This is a genomic window from Paracoccus sp. T5 (assembly GCF_048538155.2).
Lineage (GTDB): Bacteria > Pseudomonadota > Alphaproteobacteria > Rhodobacterales > Rhodobacteraceae > Paracoccus.
Genome location: NZ_CM135809.1, coordinates 2018819 through 2032088 on the forward strand (window position 1 = coordinate 2018819; position 13270 = coordinate 2032088).

At 68.9% G+C, this 13270-nt stretch carries 16 protein-coding genes and 1 other RNA gene; 7 read left to right on the forward strand and 10 right to left on the reverse strand.

Features of this window, described 5'->3' with window-relative positions; genetic code table 11:
- Positions 1 to 5: 5 nt before the first annotated feature.
- On the reverse strand, positions 6 to 944 hold the full coding sequence (locus ACNR9W_RS09980) for an AEC family transporter (protein ID WP_419267481.1): 939 nt from the start codon (positions 942 to 944) through the stop codon (positions 6 to 8).
- Between the two features lie 76 nt (positions 945 to 1020).
- Between ACNR9W_RS09980 and gatC the strand changes: the two genes are divergently transcribed.
- The 5 genes from gatC to rnpB all read left to right on the forward strand — a co-directional run bounded on the left by gatC (position 1021) and on the right by rnpB (position 4222).
- Positions 1021 to 1308: an Asp-tRNA(Asn)/Glu-tRNA(Gln) amidotransferase subunit GatC gene (gene gatC, locus ACNR9W_RS09985; protein WP_419267480.1), complete on the forward strand. Its 288-nt coding sequence runs from the start codon at positions 1021 to 1023 to the stop codon at positions 1306 to 1308.
- Complete coding sequence (gene gatA / locus ACNR9W_RS09990) at positions 1305 to 2789, forward strand: Asp-tRNA(Asn)/Glu-tRNA(Gln) amidotransferase subunit GatA (RefSeq protein ID WP_419267479.1); 1485 nt, start codon at positions 1305 to 1307, stop codon at positions 2787 to 2789. The genes gatC and gatA overlap by 4 nt, the downstream gene beginning before the upstream one ends.
- Before the next feature lie 31 nt (positions 2790 to 2820).
- The gene (locus tag ACNR9W_RS09995; RefSeq protein WP_419267478.1) at positions 2821 to 3141 is read left to right on the forward strand and encodes a hypothetical protein; all 321 of its coding nucleotides are present in this window, start codon (positions 2821 to 2823) and stop codon (positions 3139 to 3141) included.
- Between the two features lie 5 nt (positions 3142 to 3146).
- Complete coding sequence (locus tag ACNR9W_RS10000; RefSeq protein ID WP_419267477.1) at positions 3147 to 3809, forward strand: N-acetylmuramoyl-L-alanine amidase; 663 nt, start codon at positions 3147 to 3149, stop codon at positions 3807 to 3809.
- A gap of 34 nt (positions 3810 to 3843) precedes the next feature.
- An RNA gene (gene rnpB / locus ACNR9W_RS10005) (RNase P RNA component class A) lies at positions 3844 to 4222 on the forward strand.
- 28 nt (positions 4223 to 4250) lie between these two features.
- On the opposite strand, the gene ACNR9W_RS10010 is transcribed toward rnpB, so the two are convergent.
- The 5 genes from ACNR9W_RS10010 to nth form a co-directional block, all read right to left on the reverse strand.
- Positions 4251 to 4706 carry a hypothetical protein gene (locus ACNR9W_RS10010; RefSeq protein WP_419267476.1) on the reverse strand — a complete coding sequence of 152 codons (456 nt, stop codon included), beginning with the start codon at positions 4704 to 4706 and terminating at the stop codon, positions 4251 to 4253.
- Positions 4707 to 4804: 98 nt separating this feature from the next.
- Positions 4805 to 5989, reverse strand: coding sequence for an endolytic transglycosylase MltG (gene mltG / locus ACNR9W_RS10015; RefSeq protein WP_419267475.1), 1185 nt, complete (start codon positions 5987 to 5989; stop codon positions 4805 to 4807).
- Positions 5986 to 7248: a beta-ketoacyl-ACP synthase II gene (fabF, locus tag ACNR9W_RS10020; protein ID WP_419267474.1), complete on the reverse strand. Its 1263-nt coding sequence runs from the start codon at positions 7246 to 7248 to the stop codon at positions 5986 to 5988. Before fabF ends, mltG begins: the two co-directional genes overlap by 4 nt.
- A gap of 136 nt (positions 7249 to 7384) precedes the next feature.
- Positions 7385 to 8398, reverse strand: coding sequence for an adenosine kinase (locus ACNR9W_RS10025; RefSeq protein ID WP_419267473.1), 1014 nt, complete (start codon positions 8396 to 8398; stop codon positions 7385 to 7387).
- Entirely contained in the window at positions 8395 to 9057 is a 663-nt protein-coding gene (gene nth, locus ACNR9W_RS10030; RefSeq protein WP_419267472.1) for an endonuclease III, read from the reverse strand. The genes ACNR9W_RS10025 and nth overlap by 4 nt, the downstream gene beginning before the upstream one ends.
- Before the next feature lie 246 nt (positions 9058 to 9303).
- On the opposite strand from nth, the gene ACNR9W_RS10035 reads away from it, so the two are divergent.
- The gene (locus ACNR9W_RS10035; RefSeq protein WP_419267471.1) at positions 9304 to 9981 is read left to right on the forward strand and encodes an OmpA family protein; all 678 of its coding nucleotides are present in this window, start codon (positions 9304 to 9306) and stop codon (positions 9979 to 9981) included.
- A 104-nt stretch (positions 9982 to 10085) separates the two neighbouring features.
- Positions 10086 to 10853 carry a FadR/GntR family transcriptional regulator gene (locus ACNR9W_RS10040; protein ID WP_419267469.1) on the forward strand — a complete coding sequence of 256 codons (768 nt, stop codon included), beginning with the start codon at positions 10086 to 10088 and terminating at the stop codon, positions 10851 to 10853.
- A gap of 66 nt (positions 10854 to 10919) precedes the next feature.
- Here ACNR9W_RS10040 and ACNR9W_RS10045 read toward each other — a convergent pair whose 3' ends face one another.
- From ACNR9W_RS10045 to ACNR9W_RS10060, 4 genes are all read right to left on the reverse strand, one after another.
- Positions 10920 to 11483: a F0F1 ATP synthase subunit B gene (locus tag ACNR9W_RS10045; protein ID WP_419267467.1), complete on the reverse strand. Its 564-nt coding sequence runs from the start codon at positions 11481 to 11483 to the stop codon at positions 10920 to 10922.
- Entirely contained in the window at positions 11480 to 12121 is a 642-nt protein-coding gene (locus tag ACNR9W_RS10050; RefSeq protein ID WP_419267466.1) for a F0F1 ATP synthase subunit B', read from the reverse strand. The genes ACNR9W_RS10045 and ACNR9W_RS10050 overlap by 4 nt, the downstream gene beginning before the upstream one ends.
- A gap of 76 nt (positions 12122 to 12197) precedes the next feature.
- Positions 12198 to 12434, reverse strand: a complete 237-nt coding sequence (locus ACNR9W_RS10055) for a F0F1 ATP synthase subunit C (RefSeq protein ID WP_022707390.1) — start codon at positions 12432 to 12434, stop codon at positions 12198 to 12200.
- 85 nt (positions 12435 to 12519) lie between these two features.
- Complete coding sequence (locus ACNR9W_RS10060; protein WP_419267465.1) at positions 12520 to 13269, reverse strand: F0F1 ATP synthase subunit A; 750 nt, start codon at positions 13267 to 13269, stop codon at positions 12520 to 12522.
- Position 13270: the final 1 nt, after the last annotated feature.

The following is a 13270-nucleotide window of genomic DNA, read 5'->3' on the forward strand; positions in this document are numbered from 1 at the left end:
GCCCCTCATCCCCCAAGAAAGCCTGCAAAAATAAGCCACAATGGCAGGCTGGCCGCGGTCAGCACCGTCTGCCAGGTAAAGATGGCGGCGTAGAAATCTGCGTCACCGCCCATCTGGCGGGCCAGGATATAGCCGACCGGCGCCCCCGGTGCGGCCGTCGCCAGAACGCCCGACGCCAGCTGCCCCGCCGGCAGGCCCAGAACCAGCGCCGCCCCCAGAAAGATCACCGGGCAGAGCGCGAGGCGCAGCCCCACGCCCAGCCACATGGCCGGATCGGTGCGCAACAGGCGACGCGGCTCGATCCCGGCACCCACGGACAGCAGGCCCACCGCCAGCGCCCCCTGCCCCAGCCAGTCCAGAGGCGCCATCACCCCGGCGGGAAGCGCGGCGCCCGACAGGTTCAGGACCAGGCCCGCGATGCAGCCCAGCACCATCGGGTTGCGCGACACCTCGGCCGCGATGCGGCGGCTGGCCCGGGTGCCGGCCGGCGCCGTGCCGGGCGCGGGCAGCAGGGTCAGGGCGATGATCGCGGCGATGTTGAAGGCGGGAATCAGGAAGGCGAATGCCACCGCCAGGTCGCCAAGCGCGCCGGGATGCAGCGCCTGCGCCGCCACCGCCAGGATCAGCAGCGAATTGAACCGCAACGCGGCCTGGAACAGCGAACTGCTCTGCGGCCCGTCCAGCCGCAGCGGCCGCCGCAGCATCAGCGCCAGCGCGCCCGTCGCGGCAAAGGCCAGGGCCAGCGCCGCCAGATAGGGACCAAGCCGGCCCATCGACAGATCAGACCGGTAGATCGAGGTCAGCAGGATCGCCGGGAACAGCACCCGGTAGCCCAGCTGCTCGATCCCCGGCCAGCTGGCGGGGGCGATCATGCCGCTGCGGCGGGCCAGGTGACCCAGCAGGACCAGCGCGATGACGGGCAGGATGGACAGGGCGGGCTGCATGGCGCCTCCTTGTGGTCGTGCGGCTTGCGGCCTTTCGCGCGGGGTTGTAGACCCGCGCCGAACGAAAGGAAACGTCATGTCGATCACCGAGGACGAGGCCCGCAAGGTCGCGCATCTGGCGCGTATCGCGGTCGAGGACGCCGGGCTGCCCGCGCTGGCGCGCGAGCTGAACGGCATCCTGCATTTCATGGAACAGCTGAACGAAGTGGATGTCGAGGGCGTGGAGCCGATGACCGGCGTGACCCCCCTGCGACTGAAACGGCGCGAGGATGTCGTGACGACGGGCGGGATGGCCGACAAGATCCTGTCGAACGCGCCCGACGCGCGCGAGGGCTTTTTCGCCGTGCCGAAGGTGATGGAATGAGCGATCTGAACCGACTGACGATCGCCGCGGCGCGCGATGCCCTGGCCAAGGGCGACGTGACCGCGGTCGAGCTGACCGAGGCCTGCCTGACCGCCATCCAGGGCGCCGGCGCGCTGAACGCCTTTGTGCACCGCACCCCCGACCTGGCGCATGAAATGGCCGTGGCCGCCGATGAGCGCATCCGCCAGGGCCGCGCCGCGCCGATGACCGGCATTCCGGTGGGCATCAAGGACGTCTTCTGCGTCAAGGGCGTCCCCGCCCAGGCCGGCAGCCGCATCCTGCAGGGCTTTCGCCCGGAATACGAATCCACCGTGACGCAGAACCTGTGGAACGCGGGCGCGGTGATGCTGGGCAAGCTGAACCAGGACGAGTTCGCGATGGGCTCGACCAACGAATCCAGCTGCTATGGCCCCGCCGTGAACCCTTGGAAGGCCGAGGATGGCCGCGCGCTGACGCCGGGCGGCAGCTCGGGCGGGTCGGCGGCTGCGGTGGCGGCGGACCTGTGCCTGGCGGCGACCGGGACCGATACCGGCGGATCGATCCGCCAGCCCGCGGCCTTCACCGGCACGGTGGGGCTGAAGCCCACCTATGGCCGTGTCAGCCGGTGGGGCGTCATCGCCTATGCCTCCAGCCTGGATCAGGCGGGCCCGATGACCAAGACCGTGCGCGACGCGGCGATCATGCTGGGCGCGATGGCATCGGCCGATCCGCAGGACAGCACCTGCGCCGACCTGCCGGTGCCCGATTTCGAGGCTGCGCTGACCGGCGACATCCGCGGCAAGCGCATCGGCCTGCCCCGCGAATATCGCGTGGACGGCATGCCCGCCGACATCGATGCCCTGTGGAGCGAAGGCGCGCAGATGCTGCGCGATGCCGGCGCCGAGGTGGTCGAGATCAGCCTGCCGCACACGAAATACGCCCTGCCCGCCTATTACGTCATCGCACCGGCCGAAGCCTCGTCGAACCTGGCGCGCTATGACGGCGTCCGCTATGGCCACCGCGCCCGGCTGGGCCAGGGCGACGGCATCACCGACATGTACGCAAAGACCCGCGCCGAAGGCTTTGGCCCCGAGGTGCAGCGCCGGGTGATGATCGGCACCTATGTGCTGTCGGCGGGCTTCTACGACGCCTATTACAACCGCGCCCGCAAGGTCCGCGCGCTGATCAAGCGCGACTTCGACCAGGCCTTTGCCGACGGGATCGACGCGATCCTGGCGCCCGCGACACCTTCGGCGGCCTTCCCGCTGGGTTCGGTCGACAAGGGCGACCCGGTGCAGATGTATCTCAACGACGTCTTCACGGTGACGCTGAACCTGGCGGGCCTGCCCGGGATCGCGGTGCCGGTGGGACAGGATGCGCGGGGCCTGCCGCTTGGCCTGCAGCTGATCGGCCGCCCCTTCGAGGAGGCCGAGCTGCTGAACCAGGCGCTGGTGCTGGAACAGGCGGCGGGATTTGTGGCCAAGCCGGATCGCTGGTGGTAACGTCTGCAAAACGGCAATGACGGAGACAGGGATGCGCGGCTTGGTGATCTTGACGGCGCTGGCCGTCGCCGGATGCGGTGAACATCGCGGCCTGAACCCGAACTATCAGTTCGGGTCGGACCGCTATGGCCAGTACCTGACCGTCCGCGAGGCCGCGCTGATCACCGGCGCCGAACCCGTGCAGGTGATCCCGGTCGCCCGGCCCTTCTACGCCCCGACCGCGGCCGAGATCGCGGGCCAGGACCCGGTCCTGCCGCCGCCGACCATGGGCATCCGCCGGGTCGTCGTCGTCGCGGATCCGGTCGTCCCCGCCGCCGCCCCGGTCCCGGTCGCCGTCGTCGCCACGCCCTGAGGGCCATGTCCCATTCCAGCCCGAACCACGGCGACCGCCGCGGGCAGCGTCCCGGACTGGTGGTCATCCACTACACCGGCATGGCGGATGCCGCATCGGCGCTGGCGCGCCTCTGCGACCCCGTGGCCGAGGTCAGCGCGCATTGGCTGATCGAGGATTGCGGCCGCGCCCATGCATTGGTCTGCGAGACCCGGCGCGCCTGGCATGCCGGCGCGGGCCAGTGGCAGGGCCGCTGCGACATCAACAGCCGCAGCATTGGGATCGAGCTTGCCAATCCCGGCGACCGGCCCTTTGCCGCGCCGCAGATGGCGGCGTTGCGCGACCTGCTGCGTGGGATCATGTCCCGCTGGCAGATCGGGCCCGACGCGATCATCGCCCATTCCGATATGGCCCCCGGTCGCAAGATCGACCCCGGCCCGCGCTTGGACTGGGAGGCGCTGGCGCGCGAGGGGCTGGCGATCTTTCAGCGGGCCTCGGGCGCGGACCCGGACCTACCGCTTGGTCCCAGCCTTGACCGGATCGGCTATCCGGCCTGCGATCCCGCGACCCGGCTGGCCGCCTTCCGCCTGCGGCACCGTCCCTGGGGAACCGGTCCCGAGGTCCCTGCCGACCGTCGGACGGCGGCGCGGCTGGCGGCGATGATGGCCCCCGCGCACGGCCACCCTTGACGGCGGGGCGCCTGCCCGCCATACCGCCCCTCGCGCGGAGGGCTGGATGACCGCGGTGCCTGCAAGGGTGTCGAGGAAAGTCCGGACTCCATGAGGCAACGGTGCCGGGTAACGCCCGGCGGGGGCGACCCCAGGGAAAGCGCCACAGAGAACAGACCGCCTGTGTCCGCACAGGCAAGGGTGAAACGGTGGGGTAAGAGCCCACCGGGGGGCTGGCAACAGCGCCCGCATGGCAAGCCCCACCGGGAGCAATGCCGAATAGGGATCGCGCGCGGGGGCAACCCCGCAGGGCCGCCTTGCCCCAGCAGATCCGGGTAGGCAGCTAGATCCGGCCGGTAACGGCCGGACCAGAGGAATGGTCATCCAGCCGCGCAAGCGGTGGACAAAATCCGGCTTACAGGCCCTCCGCGCAACCTTGCTCCAAACGGCCCCTGGCCAGCATCAGGTCTTTTTCCTGTCGCCGCTTTTCGCGCGCGCCTCGGTGGCGCTGGCGATGGCATTGGCGGCCTCGCCCTGCATCTTCTGCGCGAATGCGACCATCTGCGCGGCATAGGCCTCGGACCAGTCGGCAAAGCCCTTGCCCTCGGTCCCGCCGGTCATCTTGCTGGCATTGGCGCGCATCTCCTCGCCCTGCTGGCGCAGCTTCTCGAACTGGGTCTCCCAGGTGGTCTGCATCTGCTGCCATTGGTTGCGCACCTGTTCGCTGGCGCCTTCCATATAGGTGCGCAGCTGGCGGTTGACCTCCTCCTGGCGCTGGACGGTGCTTTCCTGCCACTTGCGGGCCTGTTCCATCGCGTCTTCGCTGTTCTTGGACATCTCGGCCTGCCAGGCGCCCATCCGCTCTTCGAAGATGCGGGCGTTCTCGGCCAGTGTTGCAAGCATGTCGGACATTTTCATGGCAGCTGTTCCTCCGGGATAGCGGGGGCCATGAAAAACCCCCCGGATGCAAGCCTGCGTCCGGGGGGTGCGTTTGTCAAATGGCGATCGGCGGACCCTCAGCCGTCGGTCTGGACCGGGCTGTCGGCGGGCAGGCCCTGCTGCCGCTCGATCTCGCGCCAGCGTGCGACGGCCGCGTTATGCTCGTCCAGCGTGCGCGAGAAGCTATGCCCGCCCGAGCCGTCCGCCACGAAATACAGGTAATCCGTCTCATCCGGGTTCAGCGCCGCGCGGATCGCGGCACGTCCCGGATTGGCAATGGGCGTGGGCGGCAGGCCGTCGATCCGATAGGTGTTGTAGGGCGTCGTGGCGTCCAGTTCCGACCGGCGCAACCCGCGGTCCAGCACGCCCTGCCCGTTCGTGACGCCATAGATCACCGTCGGGTCGGTCTGCAGGCGCATGCCCTGGCGCAGGCGGTTCACGAAGACGCTGGCCACCTGCGGACGCTCGGCGGCAACGCCGGTCTCCTTTTCGACGATCGAGGCCATGACCAGCGCCTCCTCGGGCGTGTCATAGGGCATGCCAAAGGGGCGGGCCTCCCATTCGGCGGCCAGGATCGCAGCCTGGCGCTGTGCCATCTGGGCCAGGATCGCGTTGCGGTCGCCGCCCTTCTCCAGCAGGTAGGTGTCGGGGGCCAGGCTCCCCTCGGCCGGGATCTCGGCCACCTCGCCGGTCAGAAAGCTGGCGGCCTTCAGCGCCTCGACCACCTGCCAGCTGGTGACGCCCTCGGCCATGACCAGCGACAGGCGGATGTCGGCCTGGTCCTGCGCGTTGGCAAGGGCCTGGGGCGCGTCCTCGGTGGCCGGGTTGAAGCGGGCCATTTCCTCATAGGCGCCGGTTTCCGGGTTCATGTCGCGCAGCAGGATCGCGTTTTCCCGAACGCCCACGCGCACCACGACCTCGGTCCCGCAGGTCGAGGGGCCGCCGGCGGTCACGACATCGACGATCTGTTCCATGCTGGCGCCGGGTTCAACCAGGAAGCTGCCGAATTTCAGGTCGCGCGACTTGCCCATGTAATCGGCGCCGGCGCGAAAGATGTAGGCGTTCGAGATCGCCCCCTGGTCGGCCAGCCGGTTGCTGACCGCATTCAGGCTGGCGCCGGGGGCGATCTGGACGCATTGGGCAACCGCGCTCGGTCCCGGACCGCTAAACTCGCGCTTGGCCCAGGCCACCGCCGCGGCGGCGGCGATCAGCAGCACGATCGCCAGCGTCAGGAAGTTCGAGGCGAGGTTGCGCCAGATCATTCGGGAACCTTCCCCAGGACCAGGCTGGCATTGGTGCCGCCAAAGCCGAAGCTGTTGGACAGGACCACCTCCACCTTGCGGCGCACCGCGGCATTGGCCGCCAGGTCCAGCTTGGGCGTCACCGCCGGGTTGTCCAGGTTAATCGTCGGCGGGCAGATCTGGTCGCGGATCGCCAGCACGCAGAAGATCGCCTCGACTGCGCCGGCGGCGCCCAGAAGGTGCCCGATCGAGGACTTGGTCGAGGACATGACCGTGTCCGCCGCATGATCGCCCAGCAGGCGTTCCACCGCCCCCAGTTCGATCGTGTCGGCCATGGTCGAGGTGCCATGCGCGTTGATATAGTCGATCCGGTCCGGCGTCAGGTTCGCGCTGCGCAGCGCGGCCTCCATCGCACGGTACCCGCCATCGCCATCTTCGGAGGGCGCGGTGATGTGATAGGCGTCTCCCGACATGCCATAGCCCAGCACTTCGGCATAGATCCTGGCGCCGCGCGCCTTGGCGTGTTCGTATTCCTCCAGCACGACGATGCCCGCGCCCTCGCCCATCACGAAGCCGTCGCGGTCGACGTCATAGGGGCGGCTGGCGCCCTGCGGATCGTCCGCACGCTTGGTCGACAGCGCCTTGCAGGCGTTGAAGCCCGCGATGCCGATCTCGCTGATCGGGCTTTCCGCGCCGCCGGCGATCATCACGTCGGCGTCGCCATAGCGGATCATCCGCGCCGCGTCGCCGATCGCATGGGCCCCGGTCGAACAGGCGGTGACGACCGCGTGGTTCGGCCCCTTGAAGCCATAGCGGATCGACACCTGGCCCGAGATCAGGTTGATCAGCGCGCCGGGAATGAAGAAGGGCGAGACGCGCTTGGGCCCGCGTTCCTTGATCAGCACCGCGGTTTCCGCGATCGAGGTCAGACCGCCGATGCCCGATCCGATCATCACGCCGGTGCGCAGCCGGCCTTCCTCGTCCTCGGGCTGCCAGCCGGCATCCAGAACCGCCTGATGGGCCGCGGCCATGCCATACAGGATGAAATCGTCGACCTTGCGGCGGTCCTTGGGCTCCATCCAGTCGTCGGGATTGAAGGTGCCGTCGCTGCCGTCGCCGAAGGGAACCTCGCAGGCGTATTTCGTCACCACGTCCGAGGCGTCAAAGCGTGTGATCGGACCCGCGCCCGACCGGCCCTCCAGCAGACGTTCCCATGTCGGCTCGACGCCCGAGGCCAGCGGCGTGACCATCCCCAGTCCGGTGACAACAACCCTGCGCATCGGCATTTCCTTTAGCTGCTCATGTTTTTCCGATCTGATACACGCGCACCGCCCACCGCGCAACGCCACGAAGCCGCGATCACGGCCCGCCCCGCGACAAGCCGCTGTTGATGCCTGTGATCGGATGGGGCTGCGGTTACAGCAGCCCCTCGGCGCGGAACTGGGCGCGGATGTCGGTTTCGGGGCGCGCGCCGACATGGCCGATCACCTCGGCCGCCGCGATGCAGCCCATGCGGCCGGCGACCTCCAGCGGAAGCCGCGTCGCCAGTCCATAAAGCAGCCCTGCCGCGAACTGGTCGCCCGCGCCGGTCGCATCGACCGGCGTGACGCGGTGGACCGGGGCGCCCACGCGCTGCCCGTCCCGGATCAGGATCGCATCCTCGCCCGAGCGGGTGCAGATCACCGTCCCGCAATCGGCCACCGCCAGGCGCAGCGCCTCCTCCAGGTCCTCGACCTGATAAAGCGCGCACCATTCGTGCCGGTTGCCGATCACGTAATCCATGGGCCCGGCCACGAGGCGCCGGAAATCCTCGCGGTGGCGGTCGACGCAGAACGGGTCCGACAGCGCGATGCCCGCCTGGCCGCCGGCATCGTGACAGGCCTGCGCGGCCTTCAGGAAAGCGTCTTTCCCCTTGGGCTTGTCGAACAGATAGCCCTCCAGGAACAGCCAGCCCGCGCCTTGGAAGACGGACGGGTTCACGTCATCGGGCCCCAGCTCGGCCGAGATGCCCAGATAGGTGTTCATCGACCGCTCGCCATCCGGGGTCACCATGATGATGCTGCGCGAGGTGGGCAGCTGGTCCCCCGCCACGGGCGGATTGACGAAGACGGTGCCCGCGCCCTCGGTCTGTTCGGCATAGGACAGGCCCAGGGCATCCTCGGCCACGCGGCCGATGAAGGCGGTCTTCAGCCCCAGCATGCCGATCCCGGCCAGCGTATTGGCGACGGATCCGCCCGGCACCAGCCGCGACCGTGCCCGGCCGGGGCCGTGATCGTCGGCCTGCGCGGCCATCAGGTATTCCGAGTGGTCGCGCTCGATCAGCTGCATGATCCCCTTCTGCACGCCAAGCGCGGCCAGCCGATCCTCCTCGACCGGAGAGATCACGTCCATGATCGCGTTGCCGATGCCGATCACATAAGGGGTTGTCATGCGGTCTTCTCCTCATAGGGGCACAGGTCGCGGATCGGGCAGATGCCGCAGCGGGGCTTCCGCGCCTGGCAGATATAGCGGCCGTGCAGGATCAGCCAGTGATGGGCATGGGACTGAAAGCGCGCGGGGACATTGTCCTCGATCGCGCGCTCGACCTCGTCCACGTCGCGGCCGGGGGCGATGCGGGTGCGGTTGCCGACGCGGAAGATATGCGTGTCCACCGCCTGCGCGGGATGCCCGAAGGCGCAGGACAGGACCACATTGGCGGTCTTGCGCCCGACGCCCGGCAGCCGCATCAGCGCGGCGCGGCTGTCGGGCACCTGTCCGCCGAATTCCTCGACCAGGAGGCGCGACAGCGCGATGACGTTTTTGGCCTTCTGCCGAAACAGGCCGATCGTTTTGACATGCTCGGTCACGCCCTCGACGCCCAGGTCCAGCATCTTCTGCGGCGTGTCGGCGATGGCGAACAGGCCGCGCGTCGCCTTGTTCACGCCCACATCCGTCGCCTGCGCCGACAGCGCCACCGCCACGACCAGCGTGAAGGGGTTCACGAATTCCAGCTCGGTCTCGGGCGCGGGATTGCCCTCGGCCAGCCGCGCAAAGATTGCGACCTGGTCGGCAAAGGGCAGCGCGGGGGGCGGACGTTTCGCAAGGGCCATGATCCCCCGCTTTTGACCGCCCCGCCCCAGCAATGCAACCCGCCCCGCGATCACGCGGCGGATCCGCGGTTTGTGAAGCCTTTCCAGTAACCTCCACGAAACAGTGACTTCCCTTCGCTGCGGAACTGCGACAGCGTGCGACGCGTTGGGGACGCAATCCGGAATCAGGCAGCAGGCCGGCCGGAACCCCATCGACGATATGGCGCGGCGACGGACCGCCCGCCCTGACACAGGAAAGGGAGCCCGATGAAACTCCGCACCACCACGATCCTCGCCGCCTCCGGCCTCATGATCCTCGGCGCCTGCGCCGACCCCAGCATGACCGGCACCGGCATGAGCGGCACCACCGGGATGAGCCGCACCCAGCAGGGCGCGCTGGCCGGTGCCGCCGCCGGCGCGATCTATGGCGCCACCCGCGACAGCGACCGCAATAACGAAGGCCGCGACGCCGCCCGTGGCGCCATCGTCGGCGGGATCGCGGGCGCGATCGCCGGCAACATCCTGGACCGTCAGGCCGCCGCGCTGCAGCAGTCGATCTCGAACCCGAATGTCCAGATCGTCAACCACGGGTCCTATCTGCAGGTGGTCATGCCCGAGGGCATCCTGTTCGCCACCAACTCGGCCGCCGTGTCGGGTCCGGCGCAGTCCGACCTTTACGCCGTCGCCCGCAACCTGAACCAGTACCCGAACAGCCGGGTCGAGGTGATCGGCCATACCGACAACACCGGCAGCGCGGCCTATAACCTCGACCTGTCGCAGCGCCGTGCGCAGTCGGTCGCGGGCATCCTGGCCGCAGCGGGCGTGTCGCAGGGACGCCTGTCGGCCACCGGCCGCGGTTTGACGCAGCCCGTCGCCTCGAACGCGACCGAGGCCGGTCGCGCACAGAACCGCCGGGTCGAGATCATCATCCGCCCGACGCAGTAAGCGGCACGGGATAAGGATACAAAGGGCCGGGCGGAAACGTCCGGCCCTTTGCCTTTGCGCACGTTGCGGCCTATGCAGGATCGACCCCAGGGAACCGGACCGCCATGCCCTTCGAGAAGATCGATGCCGCCCGACTGTCAGGCGCCATCATCCGCCAGATCGAGACGCTGATCCTGCAGGGCGTGCTGCGCCCCGGAGAGCGCCTGCCCGGTGAGCGCGACCTGGCCGAGCGGATGAATGTCAGCCGCCCCTCGCTGCGCGAGGCGCTGGCGGCGATGCAGGAGGACGGGCTGCTGGTCACGCGCCCCGGATCGGGCGTCTTCGTGGCCGATGTGCTGGGCAGCGCGTTTTCGCCCGCGCTGGTGCGCCTGATCGCGCGGCATCCCGAGGCCGCGGATGATTACCTGACGTTCCGCAAGGACCTGGAGGGGCTGGCCGCCGAACGGGCCGCCACCGCCGCGGGCGAGACCGACCTGCAGGTCCTGGACCGGATCCTGACGGCGATGCGCCACGCCCATGCCAAGGGTGACCCGGAGGCCGAGGCGGCGCTGGATGCCGATTTCCACATGGCCATCGTCGAGGCCAGCCACAATGTCATCGCGCTTCACATGATGCGCGCGATGCAGGACCTGCTGCGCCAGGGAATGCTGTTCAACCGCCCGCGCATCTTTACCAGCCCCGAACAGCGCGACCGCATCCTGGACCAGCACGCGGCCATCAACGACGCCCTGCAGGCGCGCGACGGCATGGCGGCGCGCCGCGCGCTGGAGGCGCATCTGGATTTCGTGGCCGCGACCCTGACCGCGCAGCGCCGCGCCGACGAACATGCCGCGGTGGCGCGGCTGCGCCTGCAGAACCGCCCCGAGGGCTGACAGGAAAAAACCCCCGGCGCCACAGGGGCACCGGGGGTTCAGGATGTCACTGTCCGATCCGGTGGATCAGTTCAGGCGGCGCGCCACGTCTGCGATGGCGTCGTCGATGCCTGCCGAACGCTTGCCCGACCGGACCTGGGCTGCCAGAATCTCGGAGGCGGCGGCCACGGCGGCCTGGACCGCACGGTCGCGGATCGCCCGGACCGCGTCATTCTCGGCGCTGCCGATCTGGTCCTGCGCGGCCTGCAGCCGGCGCTCGATCGAACGGCGCAGGTCGTCCTGGGCCTTGGCGGCCTGGGCTTCGGCCTCGCGCTTGGCATTGGCGACGATCTGGTCCGCCTGACCCTTCACCTCGCGCGAGCGACGCTCGTAGCTGGCATAGATCTCCTGCGCTTCCTCGCGCAGGCGGCGTGCCTCGTCCAGGTCCTTGCGGATGCCTTCGGAACGCTTGTCCAGCAGGCCACCGATCAGCGCCGGGACCTTGAAATAGACCAGGATGCCGATGAAGGCCAGGAAGGCCAGCAGCACGATGAAGTTCGTGTTGCGCAGCGAAAAGAACGGGCCGGTCGCGGCCATGGCCGGCGCGGCCGCCAGCATCGAGGCCGACGCGACTGTCAGAATGCGGATCATTGCATCGCCCCCTTCATGCGGCTGTCCAGCGCGGCGTTGACGGCGCCCTGATCGACCGTGCCACCAAAGGCGCGCACCAGTTCCGCCGTGACGTCCTGCGCCACGTCGCGCGCGCTGGCGTCGGACGAGGCCCGGATCTCGCGGATGCGCGCCTCGGATTCCGCGGTGCGCGCGGCGATCTCGGCATCCGCCCGGGCGATGGCCGCGTCCAGCTGGCCCTGGATCTCGGCGCGGTTCTGCGCGACGATGGCCTGGGCCTCGGTCCGCGCATCGGCCAGCGCCTTGTCATAGGCGGCTTCGGCCTCGCGGGCCTTCTGCTTGAATTCTTCGGCCGCCATCAGATCGCCCGTGACGGCACCCTGACGGTCCGAGAGCACGGCGGCGATGCGGGGCAGCGCCACCCGGGACAGCACCAGATAGAGAACCACCAGCGTGACGACCAGCCAGAAGATCTGGTTGCCGAAGGTGGCGATATCCAGCTGCGGAAGCCCTGCGGCCTCCCCGGCATGCTCTGCTGCGTCGACCCCGTGAACGATCACGACATCGGCGCCGTGGGTCGCAGCTTCGTCAACAACGACGACCGCGCCCTCATTATGTCCGGCCGCGGTGGTGGCGGCCTCTTGCAACAGGCTGAACATGTCCTACCCCATGGCCTTACGATATGACGATGGGGTGGGGGTCAGGCCCCCACCCCGCCGCAAGGATGGCGTGGGATCAGACCGCGAACATCAGCAGAAGCGCGACGAGGAACGAGAAGATCCCCAGGGCTTCGGCGAATGCCATGCCGATGAACAGCGTGGCGGTCTGGCCGGCTGCGGCCGACGGGTTGCGCAGGGCACCGGCCAGGAAGTTGCCGGCGACGTTGCCCACGCCCAGGGCAGCAAAGCCCATGCCGAACGCGGTCAGGCCGACGCCGATGTACTGGCCCAGTTCTGCGATATTGCCTTCCATGGTATTTCTCCTTGCGGTTGGAAGATTGGCGATCTTGGTGGATGCGGTCCCGACGGGAGCCGCACGGGGGCCGCGGCCCGACGCCTCAGTGCGACGGGTGCAGCGCATCCTTGAGGTAGACGCAGGTCAGGATGGTGAAGACATAGGCCTGCACGAAGGCGACGAGCACCTCGAAGGCATACATCCCGACAACCGCGATGATGGCGACAGGGGCGACGGCGGCGATGGCCGCGAAGCCCGCGAAAACCTTGATGACGGCGTGGCCCGCGATCATGTTGCCGGCCAAACGAATGGACAGGCTCAGCGGACGCACGAAGTAGCTGATGACCTCGATCACGGCCAGGATCGGGCGCACGGCCAGCGGCGCCGAGCGGATCCAGAAGAGGTCCAGGAAATGCGCGCCGTTCTTGACGAAGCCGATGATGGTGACGCCCAGGAACACCGCCATGGCCAGCACGCCGGTGACGGCGATGTGCGAGGTCACGGTGAAGGCCATCGGCACCAGGCCCAGCAGGTTGGCGAAGACGATGAACATGAACAGCGTCAGCACATAGGGGAAATAACGCAGGCCGTCCTTGCCGGCGATGTCCTCGATCATCTTGTGGACCAGGCCATAGGCCATCTCGGCCACCGACTGCGAGCGGTTGGGCACGATCGCGCGGCCGCGGGTGCCCAGCACCAAGAGCGCGATCGCGGCCAGGGCCGTCAGGGCCAGCCACAGCGTGACGTTGGTCGGCGTGTACCAGTGGACCTCGCCCGCGCCGAACAGCGGCTTGACCACGAACTGGTCCATCGGGTGGAATTCAAGGCCGCCGCCAGTCGCTTCCGTCGCCACG

Coding starts and splice junctions, on each gene's coding strand:
- ACNR9W_RS10035 (WP_419267471.1), top strand. CDS start 9,304: ATGAAACTCCGCACCACCACGATCCTCGCCGCCTCCGGCCTCATGATC.
- ACNR9W_RS10050 (WP_419267466.1), bottom strand. CDS start 12,121: ATGTTCAGCCTGTTGCAAGAGGCCGCCACCACCGCGGCCGGACATAAT.
- ACNR9W_RS10000 (WP_419267477.1), top strand. CDS start 3,147: ATGTCCCATTCCAGCCCGAACCACGGCGACCGCCGCGGGCAGCGTCCC.
- mltG (WP_419267475.1), bottom strand. CDS start 5,989: ATGATCTGGCGCAACCTCGCCTCGAACTTCCTGACGCTGGCGATCGTG.
- fabF (WP_419267474.1), bottom strand. CDS start 7,248: ATGCGCAGGGTTGTTGTCACCGGACTGGGGATGGTCACGCCGCTGGCC.
- ACNR9W_RS10040 (WP_419267469.1), top strand. CDS start 10,086: ATGCCCTTCGAGAAGATCGATGCCGCCCGACTGTCAGGCGCCATCATC.
- ACNR9W_RS10010 (WP_419267476.1), bottom strand. CDS start 4,706: ATGAAAATGTCCGACATGCTTGCAACACTGGCCGAGAACGCCCGCATC.
- ACNR9W_RS10045 (WP_419267467.1), bottom strand. CDS start 11,483: ATGATCCGCATTCTGACAGTCGCGTCGGCCTCGATGCTGGCGGCCGCG.
- ACNR9W_RS09980 (WP_419267481.1), bottom strand. CDS start 944: ATGCAGCCCGCCCTGTCCATCCTGCCCGTCATCGCGCTGGTCCTGCTG.
- gatC (WP_419267480.1), top strand. CDS start 1,021: ATGTCGATCACCGAGGACGAGGCCCGCAAGGTCGCGCATCTGGCGCGT.
- ACNR9W_RS10025 (WP_419267473.1), bottom strand. CDS start 8,398: ATGACAACCCCTTATGTGATCGGCATCGGCAACGCGATCATGGACGTG.
- gatA (WP_419267479.1), top strand. CDS start 1,305: ATGAGCGATCTGAACCGACTGACGATCGCCGCGGCGCGCGATGCCCTG.
- ACNR9W_RS09995 (WP_419267478.1), top strand. CDS start 2,821: ATGCGCGGCTTGGTGATCTTGACGGCGCTGGCCGTCGCCGGATGCGGT.
- nth (WP_419267472.1), bottom strand. CDS start 9,057: ATGGCCCTTGCGAAACGTCCGCCCCCCGCGCTGCCCTTTGCCGACCAG.
- ACNR9W_RS10055 (WP_022707390.1), bottom strand. CDS start 12,434: ATGGAAGGCAATATCGCAGAACTGGGCCAGTACATCGGCGTCGGCCTG.